The following is an 11,110-nucleotide window of genomic DNA, read 5'->3' as shown; positions in this document are numbered from 1 at the left end:
GGCCGAGGGATTTTTTATTGCGGTGTGTCTCGCTCATCTGAAACTCGTAAAGTGTCCGGACCGTCGTTTACCGACAGTGCGGCGCAAAATTCACAAGACCGACAGCGCCGCGAAGGTTTCTGGCATTTGTTTGTCTATTCCGCCGCCGCCGCCGGGGCAGGAGCTGCTGTCAGCTCCAGCACGATCGGGCAGTGGTCGCTGCCCATAATTTGCGAATCGATACGGGCCTCGGAGACGTAAGAGGCAAGGCGGGAAGAGACAAGAAAGTAGTCGATTCTCCAGCCTACATTCCGCTCCCGGATTTTCGGCATGTACGACCACCAAGAGTACGCATCGGTCCGGTCCGGGTACAAATGCCTGAACGTATCGATGAAGCCGGCTTCCAGCAGCTCCGTCATTTTGCCGCGTTCCTCGTACGTAAACCCGGAGTTGCCGATGTTGGCTTTTGCGTTTTTCAAATCGATTTCCTGATGGGCGACGTTCAGATCCCCGCATACGATGACAGGCTTCCGCTTGTCCAGCTGCTGCAAATAGCCGCGGAACCGGTCCTCCCATTCCAGCCGGTAATCAAGCCGCGAGAGGTCGCGCTTCGCATTGGGCGTATACACATTGACAAGGTAAAAGCCTTCAAACTCCAAAGTAAGGATGCGGCCCTCGGGCTCCAGATCCTCCTCGATTCCATAGCGGACCGTCAGCGGCTTCACCTTAGAATAGACCGCCGTTCCGGAATACCCCTTTTTGACGGCGTAATTCCAGAACTGATGATACTCCTCGCTTATTTCCAGACAAATTTGCCCTTCCTGCAGCTTCGATTCCTGAATGCAGAACAGATCGGCGTCCATCTCGTGAAAATAATCCAAAAACCCCTTGTTGACGCATGCCCTCAGGCCGTTCACGTTCCAGGATACCAGCTTCATCATCTTCAATCTCCCTCTATATATGTGTTGTCGACTTCCGTTCCTGCAGCGTTGAAATAGTTATCAATTTGGATTTCAAAATAACTGGAATCATTGTATTTAAATCCGGCGGATCGCCTTCTTTACGCAAAATAGCTGGATTTCCTGAATATAAACTTAGAAAAATGGGCCGTACCGGGTTTATGGATGAATTAAACGGACCAATTCCAGTTAAATTGCCCAATGCAGCCTCTTCTCCCAAAATAGATGCATCAAATCCAGTCGGACCGCGTAGCCAGCACGGCACTTCTTATTATATCATCTATGGAATCGTCGGGACCATGAAGGTCAGATGATAGATAGAGAGAACCGGGCAGGAGCAGCAACCGGGAAAATAGCAATTGACGGCCTTCGCCGATTCGGATAGAGTAGCCTTACTTGCCATAATCGGAGGAAGGAGAGCTATATGAGCACGACGAAATCAAGCCGGTCTATCGGCCGGTATTACGAAATGCTGAAGCGTTATTTGCTTCCCCAGAAAAAGGCGCTCATCACGCTGGCGGCGCTTCTTTTCGGAACGATCGCCCTGCAGCTGGTGAACCCGCAAATTATCCGCTACTTCATCGACACCGCCCAGTCGGACAAAGCGATGGAGCCGCTTTACTATGCAGCCGGGCTGTTCATCGGCTTCTCGCTGATCCAGCAAGCGATCTCCGTCATCGCCACCTACGCAAGCGAAAATCTGGCATGGCGCACGACGAACCGGCTGCGCGGCGATCTGGCCGAGCACGGGCTCGGGCTGGACATGTCCTTTCATAAAGCGAACACCTCGGGCTCGATTATCGAACGAGTGGACGGGGATGTGAATGCGCTTGCAAACTTCTTTTCCAGCTTCATTATCCATTTGGCCGGCAATTTGCTGCTTATGCTCGGCATTATTATTTTGCTGTTCCGTGAAAACGCCATCGTCGGCGCAGGCATGCTGCTGTTCGTCCTGTTCGCCGTATACGTCATTCAGTGGATCCGCAAATTCGCCGTGCCGGTCTGGGCCAAATGGCGCCAAATTAACGCCGAGTTTTACGGCTTCATCGGCGAGCATCTCGAGGGGACCGAGGATACGCGTGCGAACGGCGCGACGGGGTTCGTCATGGGCCGCTTTTACTCGCTGCTGCGCCGCATGCTGCCGCTCAGGCAGCGGGCGTTTCTCGGTTTCTCCACGATGTGGATTACGACGATTATCGTGTTTGCGCTCGGCAACGCGATGGCGTTTGCGATCAGCGCCTTCCTATGGAAGAAGGGCAGCATCAGCATCGGCACGGTTTATTTGATTTTCTATTATACCGAGCTGCTGGCCAAGCCGATTGAAAAAATCCGGACGCAAATCGAGGATTTGCAAAAAGCCGACGCCAGCCTTCTCCGGATCCGGGAACTGCTGGCCACCCGTCCGAAAATCGCGGACGGGCCAGGCGCGAAGCTGCCGGAAGGACCGCTCGACGTGGCTCTGAAAGAGGTTACCTTCGGCTACGACGAGCATCCGACGCTCGAGGAGCTGAACCTGCGGCTGAAGCCGGGCGAGGTGCTCGGCCTGCTCGGCCGGACGGGCAGCGGGAAAACGACGCTTGCCCGGCTGCTGCTGCGGTTCTACGACCCGCAGCAGGGCAGCATCGAGCTGGGAGGCGTCGACATCCGGCAGTGCAAGCTCGCCGAGCTCCGCTCCAAGGTCTCGCTGGTGACGCAAAATATCGAGATTTTGCAGGGAAGCGTTCGGGACAATTTGACCTTTTACGATGAAAGTATTCGGGATCAGGATATTATTGCCGTGCTTGGGGAGCTCGGACTCACGGAGTGGTACGAATCGCTTCCGGACGGACTCGATACGCCGCTTGCCTCTGGAGGCGGAAGCTTGTCGGCGGGCGAGGCGCAGCTGCTGGCGTTCGCAAGGGTGTTCCTGGCGAAGCCCGGACTCGTTATTCTCGACGAAGCCTCGTCAAGGCTGGATCCGGTTACGGAGCACCGTTTGGAGCAGGCTATCGGCAAGCTTCTGAACAGCCGGACCTGCATCATTATCGCGCACCGCCTGACGACGGTTCAGCGGGCGGATCATATCGTGATTTTGGAGCAGGGACGGATCGTCGAGTCGGGGAGGCGGGCCGAGCTGGCGTCCGATCCGGACTCGCGCTTTAATCGGATGCTGTCGGCGGGGCTCGAGGAGGTGCTGGTGTGAGCACGTTTACGTATATGTGGAGGTTAATCCGCTACCGGCCAGGCTGGTATATGACCAACGCGATTGTATGGACGGTCATTTATTTGATGCCGATTTTTCCGGGGCTCATTACGAAGGCGTTTTTCGATTCTCTGACGATGGATTCTGCAGTCGAAGTCGGGACATGGGGGCTGGTTGCACTGCTGCTGGGGGCTGCGCTTGCCCGGAGCGGAGTTGTGCTTATCGGCTTCATCACCGATGTGAACTTCCGGTTCAGAATGGGCATGCTGCTGCGCCGCAACGTGCTGGAGCATATTTTGAAGGAGCCGGGAGCCAAAGCCATCCCTTGCTCGCCGGGCGAGGCGATCAGCCACTTCCGCGACGATGTCGATCAGTCGGAGGAGGCGGTCAGCTGGTCCGTCGACGTGTTTGGCATGACCTGCTTCGCAGCGGTATCCTGCTTCATCCTCATCCGCATCGACGCGCAGATGACGCTGCTTGTGTTTCTGCCGCTGGTGATCGTCGTCGTGGCGGCCCAGCTGGCGACGACCCGGCTGCAGAAGTACAGGGAGGACAGCCGCGAATCGACGGCCAAGGTAACGGGCGCGATCAGCGAAATGTTCGGCAGCGTGCAGGCGATTCAGGTGGCGGGAGCGGAGAAACGCGTCATTGCGCGGTTCCGCGAGCTGAACGACAACCGCCGCAAAACGATGCTGAAGGACAAACTGATGACGGAAGCGCTGGATTCGATCTTTTCCAATTCGGTGAACCTGGGAACGGGGCTGATCTTGCTGCTGGCCGGGCACAAGATGCGCGGCGGCGAGTTTACGGTCGGGGACTTCTCCTTGTTCGTCTATTATCTGACCTTCGTGACGCAGTTTATTTCCAATTTCGGCAAGTTTTTAACCTATTTCAAACAGATGGCGGTTGCCCTTATGCGGCTGACCGGCATTTTGCAGGGAGCTCCGGCCAAGGTGCTTACCGAAGCGAATGCCCTTCATCTGAGCGAAGACAAAGCGGAGGCGCAGGAGCCGGAGCTTGGTGAAGCCGAACGCCTTGAGCGGCTCACGGTGAAGGGGCTGACCTACCATTATCCCGAGACGGGCCGGGGCATCGAGAGCATCGATCTCGAGCTGCGAAGGGGGACGTTCACCGTCGTCACGGGACCGATCGGCTCGGGCAAAACGACGCTGGTGCGCGCCCTGCTCGGCTTGCTGCCGCAGGATGGAGGAGAGGTGCGCTGGAACGGCAGGCTCGTAGGCGATCCCGGCTCGTTTTTTGTGCCTCCGCGGAGCGCTTACACCGCGCAGGTGCCGAGGCTGTACAGCGATACGCTGCGGGAAAATATATTGCTCGGCCATCCGGACAAGGAGGGCCGGCTCGATAGGGCGCTGCATACGGCGGTGCTCGATGAGGATATTGCGCATTTTCAGCAGGGGCTGGACACGGTTATCGGGCCTCGCGGAGTCAAGCTGTCGGGAGGCCAGGCGCAGCGCACGGCTGCAGCGAGAATGCTCGTCCGCGACAGCGAGCTGTACGTCTTCGACGATCTGTCAAGCGCTCTTGACGTGGAGACGGAGCAGAAGCTGTGGGCACGGCTGTTCCGGGAGCGCGGCGATGCGACCTGCCTGGTCGTCTCCCACCGCAAGGCGGCCTTGGCCCAGGCCGACCGGATCGTGCTGATGAAGGACGGCAAAATCGAAGCGGAAGGCACCGCGGAAGCTTTGCTGGCGGGCAGCGAAGCGTTCCGGAGGCTTTGGCACGGCGAGGAAGGATAGGCAGAAGCTGAACCGCTAAATTTGCAACGATCGTCAAAAATTGAAATGCCGGGTTATCTATTTTTCCCCTATAATAAAAATATTCGATCAAAGGAAAGGAATGGAGTAAATGTCAAAACAAAGAGTCATTCTATTTCAAGGCGATTCGATTACAGACGGTGCAAGAGGAAGGAACGAGGATCCGAATCATATTTTGGGGCACAGCTATGCCTATCTGATCGGCGCAAGGCTGGGCTTCGAGCAAGCGGAGCAAAGGCCGGTCATCTACAACCGGGGAATCAGCGGAAACCGCATCTCGGATGTGTATGCCCGCTGGAACGAGGACGCGATCAGCTTGAAGCCGGACCTGATCAGCATTCTGATCGGCGTGAACGATGCGTGGAGAACGATGAACGCGCTGCCGAGCGGCGTGACGGACCGATTTGGACGGGCCTACCGGCATCTGCTGGAAGAGACGCGTGAGGTGCTGCCGGACACGGAATTGGTGCTTTGCGAGCCGTTCATTCTGAATACGGGCGCTCCCGCCGAAAACTGGCCGGCCTGGTCAGAGCTTCTGGCGTCGTATCAGAATACGGTCCGCGAGCTTGCCCAGGAGTTCGGCGCCGTGTTCGTTACGCTGCAGTCCGTCTTCGATGCGGCTTGCGGGCGGGCTGAAGCCTCGTACTGGCTTTGGGACGGCGTTCATCCGACCGCGGCGGGTCACGAGCTGATTGCTCAGCAGTGGCTTGCGACGGTAAAAGCCGCTGGCTTGGACAAATAGACCGGATGCCGGTGCCGGAGGGCAATCGGGAAGTGGGCGGACAAGCTTGGGCTTGTCCGCTTTTCTGTTTTTGCCAGGGACGGGAGGGCCCTGTCCGCCCGGTTCACCGTCCTGCTGGCAATTTGGCGAAATAAATGGATTGTCTGTATTTAAATCCGGCATAACTCCACTTTTTGCTAAATAACTGGAATTCGCCCATATAAATGCTGGGAATTGGCTGATTCCGGACAGACTGGCCGAATTATATGCAGCGAATCCCGTTATTTATCCGACTACTATAATTTCGTTAGAATTAAATGCGTTAAATCCAGTTACGGAAAAGGTATACTAACTAATAAAAGGGTCAGGAGGAAACCGCCATGGAATGGAACTATTACAATACGTTCATTACGGTATCGCCCGATTGCCTTGCGGAATTCGGCGTCGTGCCGCCGGACAAGAAGAGCGGACGCACGAAGCCCAGCCTGGAGTACGAGCTTGCCAGCCGTCCTTACGCCTACACGCAGGAGGACTTGCTGTATGAAGTACATGTTCGGCACAAGGGGATTTCGGCCGAGGAGCTTGCCGAGAATGGACCGGAAATCCGCGAGGCGTTTTTTTCGAAGCCGATGGCCTGCATGCGTGCATCGATGCTCCCGAAGAAGTACGGCTGGGGCATTCACTTCAACGGAGAGGGCAGGATGAAGCTGATCCCGCGGGAATCCGCCGAATACGCCCATTTTGCGGAAGGCGGGAACGCGAATGTGAAGGTCGTAGCAGGCATGAGGAGCAGTAAAAAATAAGACCGGCAAACGCGCCATCCTTCTAAAAAAGCTGATGCGGCCCTTCTGTGAAGGACTGTGTCAGCTTTTTTTAAATATAAGAGTCTATAAGTTTAAGTTTATAACTGACTTGTATATCTACGCGAAACGAGCTTTAGCCACCAAAGACGGCAACAGCCGTTTATGCTTTGATAGGTCTTTATGCCTATTCAATGAGGGCTGAATTTTGTCGATTAACGACTTAACAGACAGAGGGTGGAGATGGTAGTATGCCTTACATTCGCAGGCTTTCGTTAATGGTTAAATTGACCGCGGCGGCGGGAATTGTTGTCGCAGCGGTGCTTGGCGCTATTTTATTTTTGAATTTGAATCAATTGAAGACGGTTACGGTGGCGAACGGCGAACAGGAAGCGGTCGAGGCGGGCCGGGAATATGCCACAACGTTCAAGGATACGTTTACGGAAATTACCGCTTCGCTCACAACGCTCTCGGAGCTGCTGCTGGACACGCGGGACGATCAAAGCCTGTCGCGCGAGGAGGCTGTTTCGCTGATGAAAGGCATGCTGGCCGAGCGTCCGGACGTTTTTGCGCTTTACACGCTTTGGGAGCCGGGCGCTTTTGACGGCAATGACGCGGCATACCGGGGCAAAACGGCATATGACGACAGGACGGGCCGCTTCGTTCCGTTTTTGACTCACGGCGAAGAAGGAATTAAGGCGGTGCCGCTGCGAGACTACGAAACGCCGGGTGCGGGAGATTACTACCTGCTGCCCAAAGCAAGCAAGAAGCTGACCTATATCGAGCCGTACAGCTACGAGGTTTCGGGGGAGCAGATTCAGATGATGTCCGTCGTCCAGCCGATTGTTGACGAATCGGGACGTTTTCTAGGCATCGTCGGAATGGACGTATCGCTTGCTTATTTGCAGGTGGAAGCCCAAAAATACAAGCCGCTCGGCGGCTACGTGTCGCTCATTACGTCCAAGGGCCTCTATGCCGCAAATCCGAACGACCCGGATTCGATTCTGCAACCTTACGGCGATAATCCGGAGAAGGAAGCGCTGTGGCAGGATGTCGCGCAAGGCAGCCGGCTCACGGGATATACGTTGAATTCAAAGGGGCTTCGGGTGCTGCGCGTGTTCGAACCGGTCTTAATGCCCGGCAGCGATCAAGTATGGTACACGCAGTCGGCCATCCCGGAAGCAACGGTTATGGAGAAGTATACCGAAGCGCAGCGCAGAGCCATTTTGACGGTCGTGTTGGCGATGGCGGCAATGGCGGCGATCATGGCTTTGCTGGTCCGGCTCATGGTCGTGCGGCCGCTTCGCACGCTGTCGGAGAAGCTGCAGCTGATGGCCGGCGGCGATTTGACGCAGCAGCTTCCGGTTCGGTCGGGGGATGAGTTCGGCCGGATGGCCGGCCATTTCAACGTAATGACAAGCAAGCTGCGCGGCATGTTCGGACTGGTGGCCGACTTGACGATGGCAGCCTCGGCAGCGTCACAGCAGCTCACGGCCGGCGCCGAGCAGACGGGGAAAGCGGCCGAGACGATCACCGGATCAATCTCCAGAGTTGCCGAAGGAGCTCAGCAGCAAAACGATTACGCCTCCGAATCGGCGGTGGCGATGAATGAAATGACGCTTGGGGTGCAGAGGATCGCCGCGTCATCTTCGGCTGTCACCGTGTCCGCCCAAGAGGTTGCGGAGCAGACGAGGCAGGGCAGCGACCGGCTGCAGCATGCGGTCATCCAGATGGAGGATTTGCAGCAATCGGTGGAAGACACGGGCAATGCGGTTGCCCGCTTGGAGGAGCGATCCGTTCAAATCGGCGGGATGATCGGCCTCATATCGGCGATCAGCCAGCAGACGAATCTGCTTGCGCTGAATGCGGCGATCGAAGCGTCCCGAGCCGGCGACCAAGGAAGAGGCTTCGCGGTTGTTGCTTCCGAGATCCGCAAGCTGGCGGATCAGACGAAGCAGGCGGCCGAGCAGGTTGCAGAGCTGGTCGCGGACGTCCGCACGGATACGGTTAAGGCCTCCGAAGCGATGGAGGCAGGCAAAGGGAAGGTGCTGCAGGGCGTGCAGAGCGTGAAGGAAAGCGGAGGTTTGTTCGTCTCGATTTTGTCGGAGATGGGTCAGGTAAACGGCCAGATTGAAGAGGTGTCCGCCGCGGCGGAGCAGCTGTCGGCGAGCACCGGGCAAATTTCGGCGAGCGTGGAGCAGCTTGCGGCTCTGGCTTCGGAGGCCTCCTCAGATTCGCAAAGCGTTGCCGCGGCTTCGGAGGAGCAGCTTGCATCTATGGAGGAAATCTCCTCCTCGGCTGCGGCGCTTGGCGATATGGTACAAGAGCTGGTGGAGAAACTGTCCCATTTCAAGGTATAAGCTATTCCTTGCCGAACCGGATGAACAGCCAGACGCCGAACAAAATAAGCGCGCCGGCGCCGAGCTGATAGGCGGTCAGCGCCTCCTTCAGCAGCATCCATGCAAGCAAGGAGGCGATAACCGGTTCGCCAAGCACGGACATGGAGACGGCTGCGGCGCTCATATGCTTGAGCAGCCAGTTGAATAGATAATGGCCGAACAGCGTCGGCACGATCGCAAGCAGCAGGAAAATGCCCCATTCGCCGGCACCGTAGCCGGTAAACGGAAGGCCGAGCGCCAAATTATAGGCGGCAAGCGCGGTAGCGGCGATGAAGAACACCCAGAAGTTATAGGCAAAAGCGCTAATATCCGCGCGCAGCTGCTTGCCGATCAGCATATGGACGGCGACCGCAGCCGCGCCGAGAAAGGACAGCACGTCCCCGGTCAAGGCTTCCCGGGACAGCTGGAAATCGCCGGAGCCGATGATGACCGACCCGATTAAGGCAAGGCCCATGCCCCACAGCATGATCCGGTTCACCTTGGTCCGGAACAGCAGGTAAGAGCCGAGCATCACGAGCACCGGCTCCAGCGTCAGAATAACGGTGGAGCTTGCAACGGTCGTCAGCCGCAGCGATGTCATCCAAAGCAAAAAATGCAGCCCCAGCATCAAGCCGGAGGCCGCAAGCAGTTTGATTTGCCTGGCGCTGAGGCCAAGCAGCTCCGCCCGGTACTTCCATGCGAGCGGCAGCATTAGCAGATTCGTCAGGTACAGCCGGTACATCGCGATAACCGCGACGTCCGCGCTGGACCATCTGATGAATATAGACGAGAACGAAATGGCGACGATTCCAATCACATATAGCAGCTCGAAGGCTTGAAAAGTCTTCTGCTCCCGGACCAGGGTGCTCATCGGCCTTACCCGGCTTGTCCGGCGGACGATTTTCCGGCCTTCTCCACTTCGGCTTCAAAATATTGCTGAAGCTCCGCGACCTTCCGCACATCCTCGAACGTGGCTTTGCCCGCCAAATATTTTTCCGCGAATACTTCCCACTGCGGGACGATCTTTTGCGCCTTCATCGAGCGGATCGCGTTTTTGACCATTCTTCTTTCCTTGGCGTTCGTGTACATGTCCTTGTACTGCTGCTTCAGCTCGAAATCCAGCCCGTCAAAAATTTTCCGGAGCACCTCCGCCGTCATGCGCGCGTCGTCCAATGCCCGGTGCGCCGAGCCTTCGGCCGGAATGTCCAGCTCCTGCAGCGCGGCTTCCACACTGACGTCGTTCGTCACGTTTTTAAAGCGGATATAGCCCTTCAACAGGTCGAAATAGTCCGCAGCCATCCAGAAGGAATCATCGAGCTTATGCATTCTCGTGTCCAGTACGATCCGCTTCATATCCTCGCCGCCCCAGGTGATGAGCATAAAGCTTTCGCTCTTCTTCAGCCAAGCGACAAAGTCGTTATGCACCTTCGGAAAGCGGCTGGCGGTATCGATGTCCTCCTGCGGAATGCCGGTTTTTTTCTTGATAAAGCTGTTCAGCTTGGCAAAATAAACCGGCTTGATCAGCGCGGAAAACTCATCTATGCGCTCCAAAGAGCCGTTCAGCCGAACGGCTCCGATTTCAATAACTTCCATAGGAAGCTCGCTCGCAAATTTGCGGCCGTTAAATTCAATATCCAATACGATGTAGTCCAATCCTTTTACCTCCGATAGCTAAGTAGCGTGTATTCTCCATTTTAGCAGAAAACGAACTGCAGCGGGGAAGTACAATCTGGCAGCCGGCTATCTCGTAAGTTTAACGATGTAAATGATTAAGGTGCCGAACACGGCGGCGAGCGCGGCGGGAACCAGCCAGATGCCGATACCGGACGCGAGGCCCTCCGCATTGCGGATGAACGCCCACTGCATATAGCTGAACAGCAGCACGATTTCGAGCTTCAGCCAGCTGAGCATGTGAATCGCCGTCCGGTATTGATATAGGGCGTTTTGTTCGGTGATCGGCTTCAAATAATTGAAGTGGTGCGGGATTTGACGAAGCGAAGTTAATCCGGCGTAGAGGAAAAGGGTAAGCGCAGGCAGAAGCAGCAGCGTGGCTTTGCTTCCCCAGCCGTCGGGATCTCCCTTCGCATTGAAATGGATAGCGACCGTAGCGGGCAGGCCCGGCCATTTCCATCCAAAATAGACGATGGAAAGCAAGAGGATCACAATCGCTGCTGCATCGTGCCAGCGCTCCAGCGCCGTTCTGGGCACGGCGAGAATCGGACGTTTTTCCATAGGTCGGACCGCCTTTCCGAAGATAAGATGCTCAGGGCTAACGCCCGGTTATTTTTCTATAGTATACGGTGCCGACCGGCTTAA

9 protein-coding genes are annotated in these 11,110 nt (G+C 56.5%); 5 read left to right on the top strand and 4 right to left on the bottom strand.

Annotated features, from left to right (window positions below; genetic code table 11):
* Positions 1-134 precede the first annotated feature (134 nt).
* Positions 135-917, bottom strand: coding sequence for an exodeoxyribonuclease III (locus tag KP806_RS17510; RefSeq protein WP_224725017.1), 783 nt, complete (start codon positions 915-917; stop codon positions 135-137).
* 445 nt (positions 918-1,362) lie between these two features.
* Between KP806_RS17510 and KP806_RS17505 the strand changes: the two genes are divergently transcribed.
* The 5 genes from KP806_RS17505 to KP806_RS17485 all read left to right on the top strand — a co-directional run bounded on the left by KP806_RS17505 (position 1,363) and on the right by KP806_RS17485 (position 8,776).
* A complete protein-coding gene (locus KP806_RS17505) occupies positions 1,363-3,120 on the top strand; it encodes an ABC transporter ATP-binding protein (protein WP_224725016.1) in 1,758 nt (585 codons plus the stop codon).
* Positions 3,117-4,877 carry an ABC transporter ATP-binding protein gene (locus tag KP806_RS17500; RefSeq protein WP_224725015.1) on the top strand — a complete coding sequence of 587 codons (1,761 nt, stop codon included), beginning with the start codon at positions 3,117-3,119 and terminating at the stop codon, positions 4,875-4,877. Before KP806_RS17505 ends, KP806_RS17500 begins: the two co-directional genes overlap by 4 nt.
* 109 nt (positions 4,878-4,986) lie before the next feature.
* The gene (locus tag KP806_RS17495; RefSeq protein ID WP_224725014.1) at positions 4,987-5,637 is read left to right on the top strand and encodes an SGNH/GDSL hydrolase family protein; all 651 of its coding nucleotides are present in this window, start codon (positions 4,987-4,989) and stop codon (positions 5,635-5,637) included.
* A gap of 359 nt (positions 5,638-5,996) precedes the next feature.
* Entirely contained in the window at positions 5,997-6,419 is a 423-nt protein-coding gene (locus KP806_RS17490) for a DUF6157 family protein (protein ID WP_224725013.1), read from the top strand.
* Positions 6,420-6,667: 248 nt separating this feature from the next.
* Positions 6,668-8,776: a methyl-accepting chemotaxis protein gene (locus KP806_RS17485; RefSeq protein ID WP_224725012.1), complete on the top strand. Its 2,109-nt coding sequence runs from the start codon at positions 6,668-6,670 to the stop codon at positions 8,774-8,776.
* Position 8,777: 1 nt separating this feature from the next.
* Here the strand turns inward: KP806_RS17485 and KP806_RS17480 are convergent, their stop codons facing one another.
* From KP806_RS17480 to KP806_RS17470, 3 genes are all read right to left on the bottom strand, one after another.
* On the bottom strand, positions 8,778-9,665 hold the full coding sequence (locus KP806_RS17480) for a DMT family transporter (protein ID WP_224725011.1): 888 nt from the start codon (positions 9,663-9,665) through the stop codon (positions 8,778-8,780).
* A 5-nt stretch (positions 9,666-9,670) separates the two neighbouring features.
* Positions 9,671-10,447: a 3'-5' exonuclease gene (locus KP806_RS17475; protein ID WP_224725010.1), complete on the bottom strand. Its 777-nt coding sequence runs from the start codon at positions 10,445-10,447 to the stop codon at positions 9,671-9,673.
* Positions 10,448-10,534: 87 nt separating this feature from the next.
* Positions 10,535-11,026, bottom strand: coding sequence for a DUF1648 domain-containing protein (locus tag KP806_RS17470; protein ID WP_224725009.1), 492 nt, complete (start codon positions 11,024-11,026; stop codon positions 10,535-10,537).
* Positions 11,027-11,110: the final 84 nt, after the last annotated feature.

Source organism: Paenibacillus vietnamensis (genome assembly GCF_020169515.1).
Lineage (GTDB): Bacteria > Bacillota > Bacilli > Paenibacillales > Paenibacillaceae > Pristimantibacillus > Pristimantibacillus vietnamensis.
The sequence above is the reverse complement of the archived record's forward strand: the minus strand, read 5'-3'. Positions and strand labels throughout refer to the sequence as shown.

Coding starts and splice junctions, on each gene's coding strand:
- KP806_RS17510 (WP_224725017.1), bottom strand. CDS start 917: ATGAAGCTGGTATCCTGGAACGTGAACGGCCTGAGGGCATGCGTCAAC.
- KP806_RS17505 (WP_224725016.1), top strand. CDS start 1,363: ATGAGCACGACGAAATCAAGCCGGTCTATCGGCCGGTATTACGAAATG.
- KP806_RS17495 (WP_224725014.1), top strand. CDS start 4,987: ATGTCAAAACAAAGAGTCATTCTATTTCAAGGCGATTCGATTACAGAC.
- KP806_RS17490 (WP_224725013.1), top strand. CDS start 5,997: ATGGAATGGAACTATTACAATACGTTCATTACGGTATCGCCCGATTGC.
- KP806_RS17485 (WP_224725012.1), top strand. CDS start 6,668: ATGCCTTACATTCGCAGGCTTTCGTTAATGGTTAAATTGACCGCGGCG.
- KP806_RS17480 (WP_224725011.1), bottom strand. CDS start 9,665: ATGAGCACCCTGGTCCGGGAGCAGAAGACTTTTCAAGCCTTCGAGCTG.
- KP806_RS17470 (WP_224725009.1), bottom strand. CDS start 11,026: ATGGAAAAACGTCCGATTCTCGCCGTGCCCAGAACGGCGCTGGAGCGC.